Genomic DNA, 16,777 nt, shown 5'->3' on the forward strand with positions numbered 1-16,777 from the left:
TGTTATTTAGAATTCTTATAAATACTTCACGAATATCGATAAGCAATGCTTGTTGGTGAAAAGGAGCCTCGATCATGCAGCAAACCCGAAAGCGCACTCCATTGGCGATGTTCATTGCCGGCTTGCTGAGCATCAGCGCCGTTTATTCTGCTCAAGCGGCCGATGTTCCGGCCGGCGTACAATTGGCGCAACAGCAGAACATTGTCATTAATAACGGCACTGAAGTGGCTTCATTGGATCCGCATAAGGTCGAGGGAATTCCGGAAAGTAATATTATTCTGAACCTGTTGGAAGGGTTGGTCAGCACCGATGCTAATGGGCATGTGGTACCGGCAGCGGCAACCCAGTGGGAAAACCAGGATTTTAAAACCTGGACTTTCCACCTGCGACCCGACGCGGTGTGGAGTGACGGCTCTCCGGTCACAGCTCAAGACTTTGTCTATAGCTGGCAGCGCCTGGCAGATCCGAAAACCGGTTCCCCCTATGCCAGCTATCTGCAGTACGCCAAGATTGAAAATATCGACGATATCCTGACCGGGAAGAAAAGCCCGCAAACGCTCGGGGTTAAGGCTATCGACGACAAAACGCTGCAGGTATCCCTGAGTGAGCCGGTGCCGTATTTTATCAACATGCTGAGCCATACCTCGCTTAAACCGGTAAAGCGTTCGGTTGTTGAAAAGTTTGGCGATAAATGGACGCTGCCGGCGAACTATGTTGGCAATGGCGCTTACCGTTTGAACGAGTGGGTGGTGAATGAGCGCATTGTGCTTGAACGCAGCCCGAGCTACTGGAACAACAAGAAGACGATTATCGACAAGGCAACGTTCTTGCCGATTGCTTCAGAAGTCAGTGACGTCAACCGCTTCCGTAGCGGGGAGATCGACATCACCAACAGTGCTATCCCGCCGAACCTGTTCGTGAAGATGAAGAAAGAGATCCCTGAGCAATTGCACGTTAACCCATACCTGTGCACCTTTTATTACGAGATTAACAACCAGCGCGCGCCCTTTACCGATCCGCGGGTGCGTGCTGCAGTGAAATTGACGCTAGACCGCGACATTATCGCTAACAAAATCATGGGCCAGGGTCAGATCCCTGCTTACAGCTTTACGCCAACCTTTACCGAAGGTGCCAAATTCACTGCGCCAGAATGGGCAGGGTGGAGCCAGGAACAGCGCAATGCCGAGGCGAAGAAGCTGTTGGAGCAAGCGGGTTTCAGCGCAGCCAAGCCGCTTAAGTTTACGCTGTTGTACAACACCTCAGATCAAAATAAGCAGCAGGCCATCGCCGCCGCTTCGATGTGGAAGAAAAACCTTGGTGCTGAGGTTACGCTGCGCAATCAGGAGTGGAAGACTTCGCTGGAAAGCCGCCATCAAGGTCAGTACGACGTGGCACGTGCTACCTGGTGCGGTGATTACAACGAACCCAGCGCTTTCCTGAATCTGGTGCTCTCCAACAGCAGCATCAACACAATTTTTTATAAGAGCCCAGCGTTTGACGCCATCATGGCCAGCACGCTAAAAGCGCCGGACGAGGCTGCACGAGCAGCGCTGTATCAGCAGGCGGAGGCTCAGTTGGATAAAGACTCGGCGCTGATCCCGGTGTATTACCGCGTTAGCGCACGCCTAATCAGACCGTCGGTGGGGGGCTTTACGGGTAAAGATCCACTGGATTACACCGATGTGAAAAATCTGTACATCATCAAGCAGTAACGAGGGGTATTACGTCACGCAAACAACGGTGAGTAATACAGGGAAGGCCAACTGCCGTATTCGTTCCTCGGCAGTCGGTTTAACAAGGTCCGCTCACGGGCAACGCAGGCTCCACGATGAGCCTGTGATAATAAAAACTGGAGTATACACATGACCAACATCACGAAAAAAACCATCCTTGCTGCCGGCATCATTGCCGCGCTGGGCATCACAGCAACCGGAAGTGCTTTTGCGGCCGATGTGCCGGCGGGCGTGCAACTGGCGGACAAACAAGAGATCGTTAAAAATAACGGTTCGGAAGTACAATCCCTTGACCCACATAAAATCGAAGGCGTACCGGAAAACAACGTAACGCGTGATCTGATGGAAGGTTTGGCTAACAACAGCCCAGATGGTTCTATCGTGCCGGGCGTTGCGGAAAGCTGGGATAACAAAGATTTTAAAGTGTGGACCTTCCATCTGCGTAAAGACGCAAAATGGTCGAATGGCAAGCCGGTAACGGCACAAGATTTCGTGTATAGCTGGCAGCGTGTTGTTGATCCGAAAACGGCTTCGCCTTATGCCAGCTATCTGCAATATGCTCACGTAGAAAACGTGGATGACATTATCGCCGGCAAGAAAGATAAATCAACGCTGGGCGTAAAAGCCATCGACGATCATACCTTCCAGGTTACCCTGACCGAGCCAGTGCCTTACCTGGTCGAAATGACGCCACACTATGCGATGAAGCCAGTATTTAAAGAGGCCGTCGAGAAGTTTGGTGAGAAGTGGACCCTGCCACAAAACTACGTCAGCAATGGTGCTTACAAGTTAAAAGATTGGATTGTTAACGAACGTATTGTCCTGGAACGTAACCCGGAATATTGGGATAACGCGAAAACCATCATTAATAAAGTCACGTTCCTGCCTATTTCATCGGAAGTTACCGATGTGAACCGCTACCGCACCGGCGAAATCGACATGACCTATAACAACATGCCGATCGAACTGTTCCAGAAGTTGAAAAAAGAGATCCCGAAAGAAGTTCACGTCGATCCATACCTGTGTACTTACTACTACGAAATCAATAACCAGAAAGCGCCGTTTACCGACGAACGCGTTCGCGAAGCGCTGAAACTGGGTCTGGATCGCGACATCATCACCAACAAAGTGAAAAACCAGGGCGATCTGCCGGCTTACAGCTTCACGCCTCCTTATACCGATGGCGCTAAACTGACTCCGCCTGAGTGGTTCAGCTGGACACAAGAAAAACGTAATGAAGTGGCGAAAAAGTTGCTGGCTGATGCAGGTTACGGCCCAGGCAAACCACTGACTTTCTCTTTGTTGTACAACACCTCAGATCTGCATAAGAAGCTGGCGATTGCCGCAGCCTCAATCTGGAAGAAAAATCTGGGTGTGGATGTGAAATTGGTGAACCAAGAGTGGAAAACCTTCCTGGATACCCGCCATCAGGGGACCTATGACGTAGCGCGTGCCGGCTGGTGTGCGGACTACAACGAGCCTAGCTCGTTCCTCAACATGATGCTGTCTGACAGCAGCAGTAACACCCCGCACTACAAGAGCGCCGAATTCGATAAGTTGATGGCCAATGTGCTGACAGCGAAAACCAAAGAAGAACGTGCTGAGCTTTATCAGAAAGCTGAAGTTCAGTTGGATAAAGATTCTGCCATCGTTCCGGTTTATTACTATGTGAATGCCCGCCTGGTGAAACCTTATGTTGGGGGTTATACCGGTAAAGACCCGCTTGATAACGTGTACGACAAAAACCTGTACATCATCAAGCATTGATACGGTAAGCGCCGGCGGTGTGAACCGCCGGCCTATGTTGTAAATAATAAGCCGTTATCAGGCTGCAGCACAGGGTTAGGGCAATGCTTAAATTTATATTTCGTCGCTTATTAGAAGCGATCCCGACACTATTTATTCTTATTACCATCTCATTCTTTATGATGCGCTTGGCGCCCGGTAGCCCATTTACCGGCGAACGCGCGTTGCCGCCGGAAGTGATGGCCAATATTGAGGCCAAATATCATTTGAACGATCCGATCTGGAAGCAGTACGGCCATTATTTGGTTCAGCTGTCGAAGGGCGATTTCGGGCCATCATTCAAATACAAGGATTATTCGGTCAATGACCTCGTGGCTGCCTCTTTCCCGGTATCTGCCAAATTGGGTCTTGCCGCGTTTTTGCTGGCCGTGATCCTGGGCGTAAGTGCCGGTGTCATTGCCGCGTTGAATCAAAATACTAAATGGGACTATACGGTGATGGGCTTTGCCATGACCGGGGTGGTTATACCCAGTTTCGTGGTGGCACCGTTACTGGTTCTGATTTTTGCCATCACGCTGAAATGGCTGCCGGGTGGCGGTTGGAACGGTGGCGCGCCGAAGTTTATTATCTTGCCCATGGTGGCGTTGTCACTGGCCTATATTGCCAGCATCGCTCGTATCACGCGGGGGTCGATGATTGAAGTGCTGCATTCAAACTTCATCCGTACTGCTCGTGCCAAAGGGTTACCGATGCGCCGCATTATATTGCGCCATGCGTTGAAACCTGCGTTATTACCGGTGCTTTCTTATATGGGCCCGGCATTTGTCGGCATTATCACCGGTTCGATGGTGATCGAAACCATCTACGGTCTGCCTGGCATCGGCCAGTTGTTTGTTAACGGCGCGTTGAACCGTGACTACTCTCTGGTATTGAGCCTGACCATTTTGGTGGGTGGCCTGACTATTCTGTTTAACGCGATCGTTGATGTGCTGTACGCCGTTATCGATCCAAAAATTCGTTATTAAGCTGGAGCACGCAAATGATGTTGACGAAAAAGAACAGCGAGGCTCTGGAGAACTTCAGCGAAAAGCTTGAAGTAGAAGGGCGCAGCCTGTGGCAGGATGCCCGTCGCCGCTTTGTGCACAACCGGGCAGCGGTGAGCAGCCTGTTTGTCTTAGCGCTGATTACCCTGTTTGTCATGGTGGCGCCGTGGTTGTCACAGTTTGCCTATGACGATACCGACTGGGCAATGATGTCGGCCGCGCCAAGTTTTGAATCGGGGCATTACTTTGGCACTGACTCATCCGGCCGTGATTTGTTGGTGCGCGTGGCGATTGGTGGGCGTATCTCATTAATGGTTGGCGTATCGGCTGCGCTGGTGGCGGTGATTGTTGGGACACTGTACGGCGCGATGTCCGGTTATCTGGGCGGTAAAATTGACTCGGTCATGATGCGTTTGCTGGAGATCCTCAACTCCTTCCCATTCATGTTCTTCGTGATCCTGTTAGTCACCTTCTTCGGTCAAAACATCCTGCTGATCTTTGTGGCGATCGGCATGGTGTCGTGGCTGGATATGGCGCGTATTGTCCGTGGGCAAACGCTGAGCCTGAAGCGTAAAGAATTTATCGAAGCGGCGTTGGTGTGCGGAGTTTCTAGCCGCAATATCGTGCTGCGCCATATCGTGCCGAACGTGCTCGGTGTCGTGGTGGTCTACGCATCCTTGTTGGTGCCTAGCATGATCCTGTTTGAATCATTCCTTAGCTTCCTGGGATTGGGGACTCAGGAACCCTTAAGCAGTTGGGGGGCATTGCTCAGCGATGGTGCTAACTCGATGGAAGTTTCACCGTGGTTGCTGCTGTTCCCGGCGGGTTTCCTGGTTGTCACTCTGTTCTGTTTCAACTTTATCGGCGATGGCTTGCGTGATGCCCTCGACCCGAAAGATCGTTAAGGAGTGCAATCATGAGCACCATTGAAAATCCACAGTTGCAAACCAGCACCGCCGTTAAATCGTCGCTGTTGCTGGATGTAAAAGATCTGCGTGTGACCTTCGGTACACCGGACGGTGATGTAACCGCAGTAAACGATCTGAACTTTGACCTGCGTGCCGGTGAAACGTTGGGTATCGTGGGGGAGTCTGGCTCAGGTAAATCCCAGACGGCCTTTGCGCTGATGGGGCTTCTGGCCAGCAACGGTCGCATCGGCGGTTCGGCGAAATTTAATGGCCGGGAAATCCTCAACCTTGAGGAAAAACAGCTCAACAAGCTGCGTGCGGAAGAGATTTCGATGATCTTCCAGGATCCAATGACGTCTCTCAACCCTTATATGCGCGTGGGTGAGCAGTTGATGGAAGTGCTGATGCAGCACAAAAAGATGGGCAAAAGCGAAGCCTTCGAAGAGTCCGTTCGCATGCTGGACGCGGTTAAAATGCCGGAAGCACGTAAACGCATGCGTATGTATCCGCATGAGTTTTCCGGTGGCATGCGCCAGCGCGTCATGATCGCCATGGCGTTGCTGTGCCGGCCGAAATTGCTCATTGCCGATGAGCCTACTACCGCGCTGGACGTAACCGTGCAAGCGCAGATCATGACGCTGCTGAACGAACTTAAGCGCGAGTTCAACACCGCCATCATCATGATTACCCACGACCTGGGCGTCGTGGCAGGTATCTGCAATAAGGTGCTGGTGATGTACGCCGGTCGGACCATGGAATACGGCAGCGCACGTGATGTGTTCTATCACCCGAGCCATCCGTACTCTATCGGCTTGCTGAATGCAGTACCGCGTCTGGATGCTGAGGGCGAGTCACTGATGACCATTCCTGGCAACCCACCGAACCTGTTACGCCTGCCGAAAGGCTGTCCGTTCCAACCGCGTTGTGCATACGCGATGGCGCAATGTTCGAGCGCTCCACCTCTGGAGCAGTTTGGTGAAGGGCGCCTGCGCGCCTGCTTTAAACCGGTGGAGGCGTTGGTATGAGTACGGTAACCGACAAGAAAGTGTTGCTCGAAGTCGCTGACTTGAAAGTGCACTTCGACATTCATGATGACAAACAGTGGTTCTGGCAGCCACCGAAAACGTTAAAGGCGGTTGATGGCGTAACGCTGCGCCTGTTCGAAGGGGAAACTCTGGGCGTGGTGGGTGAATCTGGTTGCGGCAAGTCAACCTTTGCCCGCGCCATTATCGGTTTGGTCAAAGCCACGAGCGGGCGTGTCGCTTGGTTGGGTAAAGATCTGCTCGGCATGAGCGATATGGATTGGCGGAAAACCCGTAGCGATATTCAGATGATCTTCCAGGATCCGCTGGCTTCGCTGAACCCGCGCATGACGATCGGTGAAATTATCGCAGAGCCTCTGCGTACTTATTATCCGAAAATGCCTCGCCAGGAAGTGAAGGACAAGGTTAAAGCGATGATGTTGAAGGTGGGCCTGCTGCCTAACCTGATCAACCGTTATCCGCATGAGTTCTCTGGCGGCCAGTGTCAGCGTATCGGTATTGCACGCGCCTTGATTCTCGAACCTAAGCTGGTGATCTGCGACGAACCGGTCTCGGCGCTGGACGTGTCGATTCAGGCGCAGGTGGTCAACTTGTTGCAGCAACTGCAGCGTGAAATGGGCCTGTCGCTGATCTTTATCGCGCATGACTTGGCGGTCGTAAAACATATCTCTGATCGCGTGTTGGTCATGTACCTGGGCCATGCGGTGGAACTGGGCACCTATGATGAGGTGTACCATAACCCGCAGCACCCTTACACCAAAGCGTTGATGTCGGCGGTGCCGATTCCAGATCCGGACAAGGAGAAGGACAAGCAGATCCAGTTGTTGGAAGGGGAGCTGCCTTCGCCGATTAACCCGCCATCAGGCTGCGTTTTCCGTACCCGTTGCCCCATCGCCGGGCCGGAATGCGCCAAGACGCGCCCGTTGCTGGAAGGCAGTTTCCGCCATGCGGTGTCCTGCCTCAAGGTCGACCCGCTATAACGCCCGACGTCCGGCAACAAAAAACCCGCCAATATTGGCGGGTTTTTTATGCTGACGTGTGACTCACTCTTTCCACAGAATGTGGCAAAGCTTGTGGTCTTTTTCACGGCAGAGCAGCACGCGGGCAAAGACGTCGTTGATCGGTTCGCCGTCGCTGTCCGCCAGGCCAATCACGACCTCGGCAAAGAAGTCCGGGTTCAGATCAAAGTCTACATGTTCTGACCAGTCTTCTGCCGGGTCATACAGTTCTGCGCCACCGCGCTCCTCAAACTGTAAGTTGAACAGCAGAATATCCGCCGGATCCAGATTGTCGCCGGCCAACTCCAAAAAGATGTCGTAAGCCTGTTCCAGCGTTTCGTCTTCAGTAAGGCGGTTATTCAAATCCATAATCAAATCCTGATAACAAATGATTTCTCATTATACCCTATGAATTTCAAGTTGCAGCTAGACAACCCGCTCATTCATCCCCAGCCGCTGACTTTCGTCAGTCACTGGGAAGAGTGAGTGAGTTAACAACACTGCAGCTTGAAAGGCGACGGGCATAAAACATACCCGCTACGGCATTTATAGCAGCGGGCTGAAAAAGTAAAATAGGCGTTCAACAATGCGGTGCCAGAACGGCCGTTTCTGCCATTCTTTGGCGTTCAATAACTGTGAGCGAGCAATATAGTCATCTTGCACACAGGCTAAATCACTGCCGAAACCGTCGTCGTCGATCACCAATGTGATTTCAAAGTTTAACCACAGACTGCGCATGTCCAGGTTCACCGTGCCAACCAGGCTAAGTTGGCCATCGACCAGTACGCTTTTGGTATGCAGCAAGCCACCTTCAAACTGATAAATACGCACGCCTGCTTCCAGCAGCTCGGAGAAGAAAGAGCGACTTGCCCAGCGCACCATGGTGGAGTCGTTATCACGTGGAACAATGATACTGACCTCAACACCACGGAGTGCGGCCGTGCAGATGGCATGCAGCAGGTCGTCACTGGGTACGAAATAGGGGGTGGTCATGATCAACTGCTCACGCGCTGAGTAAACCGCGGTTAGCAGGGCTTGGTGGATCATTTCTTCCGGGAAGCCGGGGCCGGAGGCGATAACCTGAATGGTATGACCGCTTTCCTGTTCGAACGGCATAATATTGACGTCGGGCGGCGGCGGCAGAATGCGCTTACCGGTTTCAATTTCCCAGTCACAGGCGTAAACGATGCCCATGGTACTGGCTACCGGGCCTTCCATACGGGCCATCAGATCGATCCACTGACCGACACCGGCGTCCTGTTTGAAGTAACGTGGGTCAACCATATTCATACTGCCGGTATAAGCAATATAGTTGTCGATCAGCACCACTTTACGGTGTTGACGTAAATCCATTCGACGAAGGAATACACGGAACACGTTAACTTTGAGCGCTTCGACCACTTCGATACCGGCGTTGCGCATCATGCCGGGATAGGGACTGCGAAAAAATTGCAAGCTGCCGGCAGAATCCAGCATCAGACGGCAGTGTACACCACGGCGTGCAGCAGCCATCAGTGATTCGGCCACCTGGTCAACCAAGCCGCCGGGTTGCCAAATATAGAACACCATCTCGATATTATGGCGCGCCAGTTCAATATCACGGATTAACGCTTTTAGCGTTGAATCAGTGGTGGTGAGTAATTGGAGTTGGTTGCCTTTAACGCCGTCAATGCCTTGGCGGCGATCGCACAGTTGGAACAGAGGCCGGGCGACCTCGCTGTAGTCGGTGGCGAAGATACGTTGGCTTTCTTTTAATTCACTGAGCCAGCGTGCGGTAGAAGGCCACATCGCCTTGGCGCGCTCCGCGCGACGTTTGCCCAGATGCAACTCACCAAAAGATAAATAAGCCACGATACCAAACAGCGGCAGAATATAGATAACCAGCAGCCAAGCCATCGCGGATGGCACTGCCCGGCGTTTCATCAAGATACGCAGCGTCACCCCGGCGATAAGCAGCCAGTAACCAAATACCATGAGCCAACTGATTACGGTATAAAATGTTGTCATAAAGGCGAAAAATCCCGTTCGCAAACCACCAATGATGAGTGTACGCACAGAATGGTAAAGGCGAAACCTTTTCTCGGCGCTTATGTTGCAAAAATATGATTACCTTAAGGGACTTGCTGCAAATAAAAAAACATTTTGTCCCGGCTGTCCTACCACTCAGCGGAGATGAAAAGCGGCGAACTGTGGCTTGGATCGTGCGGTGAAAGGGCTATAATGCCCGCCGTTGGCATTTGACGGACGAGTAACGAAACGATGAGACGCAGTAGAAATGAGGTGGGGCGCTGGCGGATGTTGCGACAGAGTCAGCGCCGCAGGCATCGCTGGTTGGAGCGCCAGTCATGCAGTAATCGGCATATTATTCGGGTGCGACGCCGCCTGGATGACCAGCACCGGCGTTCATTACTGTTTGTGGTGGCGTACGAGTGGTAAAACAAAACAGTCCCTGAGGGGACTGTTTTGTTTCGTGCGGTAGGGCTTATTTACCCAAATAAGCGTTAAGCATCCAAACCTGCTTTTCTTGCTCTTTGATGTAGTCGCTCATCAGTGAGGCTGTACCTTCATCACCGGCATCCGCGGCCAGTGTCAGCAGCTCGCGTTGCTGTTGCAATAACACGGAATAACCGTGCAGCAGCCCTGTGAGCGTGCCTTTATCATCAGTGACGTTAGTGTCTTCCTTGATGTCGGATGTTTTCAGATAATCGCTGAAGGCATGTCGCGGTTGTGAACCCAGGGTAAGAATACGCTCTGCCAGCTCATCAACTTTGGTCAGCAGATCGTTATAGGTTTCTTCAAATTTGACGTGCAGTTCAAAAAAGTGCGGGCCTGAAATATTCCAGTGATAGCCGCGCACGTTCATATACAGCACCTGATAATTCGCCAGAAGCGCATTTAACGCGTCTGATAGCTTTGCCGATTGTTTACTGTCCAGGCCGATATGGTTTTTCGCTGCTTTCTTCGTCGTTGCCATAATAATCTTCTCCTGATTATTTGTTTCGATGATTCACACAATACCCATAACAAACACAGTAACCGGATTTACCTTGTGGTTAAAGACGTTCAAAGGCATCACTGCCATCGCTGAAACCAATACCGGTAAATCCGTAAAGCAAATTGCCAAATCAGTTTAAGCAGAATGCGTTAACAACAAAAGCGGCTTCGTGCCATTACTTGCGCAAGGCCATTTTTGCCACGCCAGCGCCCAACGCCATCAGCAACGCCGCCGCAAACAAAACGACGATGAATGCACGGTCGAAAGCCAGACGCGCAAGGTATTTAAGCTGTGTTGCTTGTTCGGTAGCCAGATTGGCCGCCAATCTTAGGGCTTCATCAATACTGTCGTAGGCGATGCTGCCCACCGATAAATTATCCGGCAGCACCAGGCTATGGCTATAAACAGCCGACATTAATCCACCGAGCAGCGTAATGCCCAGAACGCCGCCCAGCTCGTAGGAGACGTCCTCGATTGATGCTGCCATACCGGACTTCTCTTTCGGGGCATTCAGCATGATGGCGGTTGATGCAGCAGTGATGGCGCCGCCGATACCAAAACCGGCGATAAACAGGCAAACCAGCTGCAGCATCAGATTGCTTTGATAAAGCAGGGCCAGACCGGCGATACCGAATCCCGTCAGGAGTAATCCGCCAAGTATCATGCTGCGCTCACCGTAGCGCGGTAGCAATAAACCGGCCAGTGGGCCAGCCAAAGCGGATGCCAGTGGGATCGGCAGAATAAACAGCGCGGCCTGTAATGGGCTCAAATCAAGCACTAACTGTAGGCGTTGGGTTAGCACCAATTCCACGCCCACTAGCGCTACCATGGACACCAACGCGACGCCTACACCACCAGCAAACAGCCGGTTCTTGAACAAAGAGAAGTCGATCATCGGGTAGGGCAACCGTCGCTGGCGGCGAACAAACAACCACAGTGCCGTAATACCGATCGCGGCGGCAAGCGCCAATGCAGTAAAGGATGGCGACGCTTTGCTCAACTCTTTCAGCGCATAGATACAGCCCACCAAGCCCGCCATGATCTGTACCGACCCAAGAATATCGTAGGGACGCTCAGTTTCACCGCCGCAATGGGGTATCAACCGCCATGCCAGAGGCAGAACCAGCATAACGACAGGTACGTTGATCAAAAACACCGAGCCCCACCAGAAATACTCCAGCAACACGCCGCCAACCACTGGGCCGATGGCGGCACCACCGGAAGCGACGGCGGCCCAAATACCTATCGCCAAGGCGCGTTCACGTTCGTCGGTAAAAACATGTCGGACGATGGACAGCGTCGCTGGCATCATCATCGCTGCGCCTACCGCCAGGAACACGCGGGCGGCAATAAGCCATTCGGCCGATGGAGAAAAGGCCGCACATAGGGAGGCGATGGCAAAAACAGGCAACCCCGCAATAAACAGCCGTTTATGACCAACGCGATCGCTCAACATACCTGCGCCGGGCAATAAACCGGCGACCACGAGCGGATAGGCATTTACGATCCACAATTTCTGTGACGCGCTGGCATCCAGTGCCTGCGTGAGCCGTGGCAAGGCGGTGTATAACACCGTCATGTCGATGATGATCAAAAATAGCGCGCTGGAGATCATTGCCAGGATCAACCAGCGGTTGTTAACGTGCATAATATTATTCCAAAAGAAGCGGGCGACGCGGATGCGTTGCCATTAGGTAACTACCCGGAGGCTCTGGGTGGTATACTGGTCGTAATATATATCCATACGTATGTATTGAAAAGAGGGTTTATCAATGGGACGTCAACGCAGCATCGATCGTGACAAGGTTTTGGATGTGGCTGAAGCGATTGTCGCTACTCAAGGCGCAGCCGGGCTGACCATTGATTCCGTTGCTAAAGCAATGGGAATTTCCAAGGGCGGGGTGCAATACTGCTTTGGCAGCAAAGATGCGTTGATCGACGCAATGTTTGATCGCTGGGGCAAGGCGTATGACAACGTATTCGATGCTATTGCCGGGGAAAATCCCTCAGCGACAACCACTGTTCAAGCGCATATGCAGGCAACCCGGAGCTCTGATCAAGCTTCCAGCGCGAAGGCGGCAGGGCTGATGGCGACCTTGATCCAAACGCCGGAACATTTAGACAGCACCCGTGAATGGTATCGCAGCAGGATTATCGGTCTGGATTTAACGACCGAAGAGGGTAAGCGTGCCCGGTTGGCTTTCCTGGCAACAGAAGGGGCATTTATGTTGAGATTCTTTGGTCTGATGGACATTGACCAGTCAGAATGGGAAAGCATGTTTGCGGATATGCAGTCAGTGGTATTACAACAGGATAAAAAATAGTTGGGGTTTGGGGGAGTTAACGATTAACGCGGTATGACTTGCCCACCGCGTTAATAATATGATGTTCAGCTATACCGGTATTATTTGTAGGCTACGGCATTGATGGTTTCGAAGGTGGTTTTCCCTTCACGGCCAATAATGACGTAGTACTTGCCGCCTTTTTCATCAACCGCTTTAGACAATCTTGCGTGGTCGATACCCACAGTGTCGTCACCGTCTTGTGAGATGGTAACCGGTCCAATTTCAGTGTGTTTCGCCGCTTCTTCTTTGGTGATTTCGATAGCTGCCATGGAAGAGAAAGAGGCGAATGCCAGTGCTGCCAAGAGATATTTAGTTGCTTTCATCACTGTTCCTTTTGGAAGGTAGAAAGAATCGATAAATTTTGCTCTGACTACGGCTCAAGTGTAGGACAACACGAGGAATATTCCATTCGGCCCAAAAAAGAGGTGGATTTGCCTATCACATCGATAGATGGCGAACCGCGTGGTGAAGAGAGTAACGTTAGCGAACAAGATATTCCCTCGAAGAACCCTTTAGCCAGCCACTCCGTGCTGGCTTTTTTTTGTCCGCAATACAGCGGGAAGGTGATAATGCCTAACCCGCTCAGTGCGACTAAACTAGAATACTTGCTTAAAGGGTTTTACCGTTACGTCAGCATATACGCCCGCGGCGACGTAGGGATCTTGCTTAGCCCACGCTTGTGCATCTGCCAATGAGGCGAATTCCGCAATCACGGTGGAACCGCTGAAACCGGCACTGCCAGGATCGTTGCTGTCGATCGCCGGATTGGGGCCGGCAATCACCAATCGGCCTTCATCACGCAGTGCCTGCAGGCGAGCCAGGTGTGCCGGGCGTACCGACAAGCGATTTTCTAATGAGTTGGGTACGTCTTGCGCGTAGATCAGATAAAGCATGTTTCACCTTTAAAATCATTGCTATAGAACGGTGAATTTAAAGTAGCGCAAAAGGGGAGACAAGGGAATGCCAGCCCGCTGGAATTTGCCTATGGCTGGAGCTTATACCTTGAAGCAACTCGCTTTTATTCGTATAGTGCGGCCGCACGATTTACTAGGACAAGGGTTGAGAGGTGAGGAAATGACGGAACTGGTTAGAGATAAACTCGACTTGCCTGAGGGCAAAAGCAAGTTGCTGTTGCATTCTTGCTGTGCGCCTTGTTCCGGAGAGGTGATGGAAGCCATACAGGCCTCCGGCATCGACTACGCCATTTTCTTCTACAACCCGAATATTCATCCTCAGAAGGAATACCTGCTGCGCAAGGATGAGAACATCCGTTTTGCCGAGCAACATGGTGTGCCTATCATCGATGCCGATTACGACACCGATAACTGGTTTGCCCGTGCAAAAGGCATGGAGCACGAACCGGAACGCGGGATCCGTTGCACCATGTGTTTCGACATGCGTTTTGAACGCACTGCACTCTATGCACATGAAAACGGGTACGACACTATTTCCAGTTCGCTGGGAATCTCTCGCTGGAAGAACATGCAGCAAATCACCGACTGTGGCATACGCGCGGCGGAAAAGTACCCAGACCTGGCGTATTGGGATTACAACTGGCGTAAAAAAGGCGGTGCGTCGCGGATGATCGACATCAGCAAGCGCGAGCGTTTTTATCAGCAAGAGTACTGCGGCTGTGTCTATTCATTACGCGATACCAACTTGCACCGTAAAGCGCAGGGAAGACCGCTGATCAAGTTGGGTGTGCTGTATTACGGTGATGAAGAATAGCGCTACATTGGTGAAAGATAACCCGCTAAGGCGGGTTTTTTCGTTTTAATCACCGTAAATCAGGTTAATAAAGCGTGTAAAACCCTCAGTTAAAAGGCAAATGAAAGGTTAATATCCCCATGAGTTTGCAGGTTTTAGCGATGATTAATGACGATTAGAGCGATAGTTTGCCATTCGTTATTGAATATGATTGCTATTTGCATTTAAACTTGGCGAACCAGAGGAAACAGAATCATTATGCCGCTAAAAAAGATGTTCCTTAATCGCCGTTTGTCCGTGCCGATTGTCCTGTCAGTTGGCTTACATAGCGCCCTGGTGGCGGGTTTACTTTATGCTTCCGTCAAGGAAGTGATGGAGTTACCGAAACCTGAAGAGGCGCCAATCAGCGTCATGATGGTCAATACCGCCGCGATGGCGGAGCCGCCACCGCCTGCGCCAGCCGAACCTGAGCCAGAACCGCAGGTTGAGCCTGAACCCGAGCCGGAACCGGAGCCTATTCCAGAGCCGCCACCGAAGGCGATCCTGAAGCCTGAGCCGGTGAAACCCAAACCGAAGCCAAAACCGAAGCCAAAGGTAGAGAAAACGGTTAAGCGTGAACCGCAGAAAACCGAGCCGCGTGAGCCATCGCCGTTTGAAAATAACGAGCCGGCCAAGCCTATCGACAAAGCGCCGGTGAAGCAGGCCCCGTCGGCACCAGTGCAGGGGAACTCACGTGATGTAGGGCCAAGGCCGATCAGCCGCGCCGATCCGATTTATCCGCCACGAGCCAGAGCCTTGCAGATTGAAGGTAATGTGCGGGTGCAGTTTGATATCGACAGTGATGGCCGTGTGAGCAACGTACGTATCCTGTCTGCGGAACCACGTAATATGTTTGAGCGTGAAGTAAAACAGGCGCTGCGTAAGTGGCGTTATGAAGCCAAAGAAGCGAAAGATCGTACCGTAAACATTCGCTTTAAAATTAATGGCACCACGGAATTGAACTGACAGGCTGGTATTGTTAATCAAGATGAAGGGGCGCTACTGCGGCCCTTTTTGTTGGCCCCTGACCGACAACACACGGCGACTGTACTGTCGCTACAATGCAAAACGCCCGATGAAGTTCATCGGGCGTTATAAGGCTGGAAAGTGTTAACCAAAATCAGGGCTAGCCACTGTATCTCAGCTTATTCTTCAAATCCTACGCGGAAGTTCATCTTGCCATCTGGCAGGGCACGTGAATTACCTTCGTCATCCACGGCCACATAGGTAAATACCGCTTCGGTTGCACGGTAGCGCTGACCGATTGGGGCAGAGGACACTTTCTTGACCCACACTTCGATATTGATGGTGATGGAGCTCCGCCCAGTGCGAATGCAGTGCGCGTAGCAACACACCACGTCACCGACTGCGACCGGTTTCAGAAAAGTCATCCCATCGACACGCACGGTGACGACGCGGCCTTCGGCAATTTCTTTCGCCTGAATAGCGCCGCCGATGTCCATCTGCGACATCAGCCAGCCGCCAAAAATGTCACCGTTGGCGTTGGTATCTGCCGGCATCGCCAGCGTTCGCAGCACCATTTCGCCACTGGGTAAAGGTCGTTGTTGAGTCATAGCTGTCTGCTTATCAAGGAAGGGATTTCACTATACTGCCCGTAGCCAAGGTCACGGGCATTAACAATTTTGTAACTATTTTTTCTGTTCTTCTGGCATGTGTCGGTAAATATAAACGCCGCTGAGGAGGGTAAATATCAGCGTCAGTGCGGTCAACCCGAACACTTTAAAGTTAACCCACACACTCTGAGGCAGCCAGAAAGCAACGTAAATATTTGCCAGACCGCAAGCCAGGAAGAATACGGCCCATGCCAGGTTGAGGTTGTTCCAGACTCTATCGGGAAGTGTTATCTCTTTACCCAGCATACGTTGCACCAGCGGCTTTTTGAGCACCAGCTGGCTGATCAGCAACGCCAGCGCGAACAGGCTGTAGATGATGGTTACTTTCCATTTGATAAACAAATCGTTATGGAACACCAACGTCAGGGTACCAAACACCAATACCATCAGGAAGGTGATCAGTGTCATCTTCTCGATTTTGCGGTATTTGAACCAGGTGAACACTAACGCCAGTGCCGTGGCGACAATCAGCGCACCTGACGCAACGTAGATATCGTAGAGCTTATAAAATGCAAAAAAGACAATTAACGGGAGGAAATCAAGAAACTGCTTCATAAATCAATCCATCATCTGTTCATCGGCCGAC

At 51.7% G+C, this 16,777-nt stretch carries 18 protein-coding genes; 10 read left to right on the plus strand and 8 right to left on the minus strand.

The window, feature by feature from the left end; all coding sequences use genetic code 11:
- The first annotated feature begins 74 nt into the window (after positions 1 to 74).
- The 6 genes from ACI2J2_RS03925 (at position 75) to oppF (ending at position 7,453) form a co-directional block, all read left to right on the plus strand.
- Complete coding sequence (locus ACI2J2_RS03925) at positions 75 to 1,712, plus strand: ABC transporter substrate-binding protein (RefSeq protein ID WP_404759445.1); 1,638 nt, start codon at positions 75 to 77, stop codon at positions 1,710 to 1,712.
- A 150-nt stretch (positions 1,713 to 1,862) separates the two neighbouring features.
- On the plus strand, positions 1,863 to 3,500 hold the full coding sequence (gene oppA / locus ACI2J2_RS03930) for an oligopeptide ABC transporter substrate-binding protein OppA (protein WP_209633878.1): 1,638 nt from the start codon (positions 1,863 to 1,865) through the stop codon (positions 3,498 to 3,500).
- An 83-nt stretch (positions 3,501 to 3,583) separates the two neighbouring features.
- Entirely contained in the window at positions 3,584 to 4,504 is a 921-nt protein-coding gene (oppB, locus tag ACI2J2_RS03935) for an oligopeptide ABC transporter permease OppB (protein WP_209633876.1), read from the plus strand.
- A gap of 14 nt (positions 4,505 to 4,518) precedes the next feature.
- Complete coding sequence (gene oppC / locus ACI2J2_RS03940) at positions 4,519 to 5,427, plus strand: oligopeptide ABC transporter permease OppC (protein WP_209633874.1); 909 nt, start codon at positions 4,519 to 4,521, stop codon at positions 5,425 to 5,427.
- 11 nt (positions 5,428 to 5,438) lie between these two features.
- Complete coding sequence (locus ACI2J2_RS03945; protein ID WP_209633872.1) at positions 5,439 to 6,455, plus strand: ABC transporter ATP-binding protein; 1,017 nt, start codon at positions 5,439 to 5,441, stop codon at positions 6,453 to 6,455.
- Positions 6,452 to 7,453, plus strand: a complete 1,002-nt coding sequence (gene oppF, locus ACI2J2_RS03950; protein WP_209633870.1) for a murein tripeptide/oligopeptide ABC transporter ATP binding protein OppF — start codon at positions 6,452 to 6,454, stop codon at positions 7,451 to 7,453. Before ACI2J2_RS03945 ends, oppF begins: the two co-directional genes overlap by 4 nt.
- A 63-nt stretch (positions 7,454 to 7,516) precedes the next feature.
- Here oppF and ACI2J2_RS03955 read toward each other — a convergent pair whose 3' ends face one another.
- On the minus strand, positions 7,517 to 7,840 hold the full coding sequence (locus tag ACI2J2_RS03955; RefSeq protein WP_004945300.1) for an HI1450 family dsDNA-mimic protein: 324 nt from the start codon (positions 7,838 to 7,840) through the stop codon (positions 7,517 to 7,519).
- 177 nt (positions 7,841 to 8,017) lie between these two features.
- Positions 8,018 to 9,478, minus strand: coding sequence for a cardiolipin synthase (gene cls, locus ACI2J2_RS03960; protein ID WP_209633868.1), 1,461 nt, complete (start codon positions 9,476 to 9,478; stop codon positions 8,018 to 8,020).
- 252 nt (positions 9,479 to 9,730) lie between these two features.
- Here cls and ACI2J2_RS03965 point away from each other — a divergent pair, with 252 nt between their 5' ends.
- Entirely contained in the window at positions 9,731 to 9,907 is a 177-nt protein-coding gene (locus tag ACI2J2_RS03965; protein WP_071593055.1) for a YciY family protein, read from the plus strand.
- A 46-nt stretch (positions 9,908 to 9,953) separates the two neighbouring features.
- Here the strand turns inward: ACI2J2_RS03965 and ACI2J2_RS03970 are convergent, their stop codons facing one another.
- On the minus strand, positions 9,954 to 10,445 hold the full coding sequence (locus ACI2J2_RS03970) for a Dps family protein (protein WP_209633867.1): 492 nt from the start codon (positions 10,443 to 10,445) through the stop codon (positions 9,954 to 9,956).
- A gap of 196 nt (positions 10,446 to 10,641) precedes the next feature.
- Positions 10,642 to 12,114 (minus strand): MFS transporter, encoded by a 1,473-nt coding sequence (locus ACI2J2_RS03975; protein WP_404759446.1) that lies wholly within the window; start codon positions 12,112 to 12,114, stop codon positions 10,642 to 10,644.
- Between the two features lie 124 nt (positions 12,115 to 12,238).
- Between ACI2J2_RS03975 and ACI2J2_RS03980 the strand changes: the two genes are divergently transcribed.
- Complete coding sequence (locus ACI2J2_RS03980) at positions 12,239 to 12,790, plus strand: TetR/AcrR family transcriptional regulator (protein ID WP_209633862.1); 552 nt, start codon at positions 12,239 to 12,241, stop codon at positions 12,788 to 12,790.
- Between the two features lie 80 nt (positions 12,791 to 12,870).
- Here ACI2J2_RS03980 and ACI2J2_RS03985 read toward each other — a convergent pair whose 3' ends face one another.
- Together ACI2J2_RS03985 and ACI2J2_RS03990 are read right to left on the minus strand one after the other, a co-directional pair.
- Positions 12,871 to 13,134, minus strand: a complete 264-nt coding sequence (locus ACI2J2_RS03985; protein WP_209633860.1) for a DUF1471 domain-containing protein — start codon at positions 13,132 to 13,134, stop codon at positions 12,871 to 12,873.
- Between the two features lie 273 nt (positions 13,135 to 13,407).
- Positions 13,408 to 13,704 carry a YciI family protein gene (locus ACI2J2_RS03990; protein ID WP_209633858.1) on the minus strand — a complete coding sequence of 99 codons (297 nt, stop codon included), beginning with the start codon at positions 13,702 to 13,704 and terminating at the stop codon, positions 13,408 to 13,410.
- Positions 13,705 to 13,885: 181 nt separating this feature from the next.
- Here ACI2J2_RS03990 and ACI2J2_RS03995 point away from each other — a divergent pair, with 181 nt between their 5' ends.
- Positions 13,886 to 14,539, plus strand: a complete 654-nt coding sequence (locus ACI2J2_RS03995) for an epoxyqueuosine reductase QueH (RefSeq protein WP_209633856.1) — start codon at positions 13,886 to 13,888, stop codon at positions 14,537 to 14,539.
- A gap of 237 nt (positions 14,540 to 14,776) precedes the next feature.
- Positions 14,777 to 15,523: a TonB system transport protein TonB gene (gene tonB / locus ACI2J2_RS04000; RefSeq protein WP_209633854.1), complete on the plus strand. Its 747-nt coding sequence runs from the start codon at positions 14,777 to 14,779 to the stop codon at positions 15,521 to 15,523.
- Positions 15,524 to 15,702: 179 nt separating this feature from the next.
- Here tonB and yciA read toward each other — a convergent pair whose 3' ends face one another.
- Together yciA and ACI2J2_RS04010 are read right to left on the minus strand one after the other, a co-directional pair.
- Entirely contained in the window at positions 15,703 to 16,131 is a 429-nt protein-coding gene (gene yciA, locus ACI2J2_RS04005; protein ID WP_012145405.1) for an acyl-CoA thioester hydrolase YciA, read from the minus strand.
- A gap of 75 nt (positions 16,132 to 16,206) precedes the next feature.
- Complete coding sequence (locus ACI2J2_RS04010; protein ID WP_037415874.1) at positions 16,207 to 16,746, minus strand: septation protein A; 540 nt, start codon at positions 16,744 to 16,746, stop codon at positions 16,207 to 16,209.
- Positions 16,747 to 16,777 lie beyond the last annotated feature (31 nt).

Source organism: Serratia sp. NPDC087055, from assembly GCF_044900985.1.
In the GTDB taxonomy this organism is placed as follows: Bacteria; Pseudomonadota; Gammaproteobacteria; order Enterobacterales; family Enterobacteriaceae; genus Serratia.

Excerpts from the sequence above, each read along its gene's own strand:
- ACI2J2_RS03925 (WP_404759445.1), top strand. The coding sequence starts at position 75 with ATGCAGCAAACCCGAAAGCGCACTCCATTGGCGATGTTCATTGCCGGC.
- oppA (WP_209633878.1), top strand. The coding sequence starts at position 1,863 with ATGACCAACATCACGAAAAAAACCATCCTTGCTGCCGGCATCATTGCC.
- oppB (WP_209633876.1), top strand. The coding sequence starts at position 3,584 with ATGCTTAAATTTATATTTCGTCGCTTATTAGAAGCGATCCCGACACTA.
- oppC (WP_209633874.1), top strand. The coding sequence starts at position 4,519 with ATGATGTTGACGAAAAAGAACAGCGAGGCTCTGGAGAACTTCAGCGAA.
- ACI2J2_RS03945 (WP_209633872.1), top strand. The coding sequence starts at position 5,439 with ATGAGCACCATTGAAAATCCACAGTTGCAAACCAGCACCGCCGTTAAA.
- oppF (WP_209633870.1), top strand. The coding sequence starts at position 6,452 with ATGAGTACGGTAACCGACAAGAAAGTGTTGCTCGAAGTCGCTGACTTG.
- ACI2J2_RS03955 (WP_004945300.1), bottom strand. The coding sequence starts at position 7,840 with ATGGATTTGAATAACCGCCTTACTGAAGACGAAACGCTGGAACAGGCT.
- cls (WP_209633868.1), bottom strand. The coding sequence starts at position 9,478 with ATGACAACATTTTATACCGTAATCAGTTGGCTCATGGTATTTGGTTAC.
- ACI2J2_RS03965 (WP_071593055.1), top strand. The coding sequence starts at position 9,731 with ATGAGACGCAGTAGAAATGAGGTGGGGCGCTGGCGGATGTTGCGACAG.
- ACI2J2_RS03970 (WP_209633867.1), bottom strand. The coding sequence starts at position 10,445 with ATGGCAACGACGAAGAAAGCAGCGAAAAACCATATCGGCCTGGACAGT.
- ACI2J2_RS03975 (WP_404759446.1), bottom strand. The coding sequence starts at position 12,114 with ATGCACGTTAACAACCGCTGGTTGATCCTGGCAATGATCTCCAGCGCG.
- ACI2J2_RS03980 (WP_209633862.1), top strand. The coding sequence starts at position 12,239 with ATGGGACGTCAACGCAGCATCGATCGTGACAAGGTTTTGGATGTGGCT.
- ACI2J2_RS03985 (WP_209633860.1), bottom strand. The coding sequence starts at position 13,134 with ATGAAAGCAACTAAATATCTCTTGGCAGCACTGGCATTCGCCTCTTTC.
- ACI2J2_RS03990 (WP_209633858.1), bottom strand. The coding sequence starts at position 13,704 with ATGCTTTATCTGATCTACGCGCAAGACGTACCCAACTCATTAGAAAAT.
- ACI2J2_RS03995 (WP_209633856.1), top strand. The coding sequence starts at position 13,886 with ATGACGGAACTGGTTAGAGATAAACTCGACTTGCCTGAGGGCAAAAGC.
- tonB (WP_209633854.1), top strand. The coding sequence starts at position 14,777 with ATGCCGCTAAAAAAGATGTTCCTTAATCGCCGTTTGTCCGTGCCGATT.
- yciA (WP_012145405.1), bottom strand. The coding sequence starts at position 16,131 with ATGACTCAACAACGACCTTTACCCAGTGGCGAAATGGTGCTGCGAACG.
- ACI2J2_RS04010 (WP_037415874.1), bottom strand. The coding sequence starts at position 16,746 with ATGAAGCAGTTTCTTGATTTCCTCCCGTTAATTGTCTTTTTTGCATTT.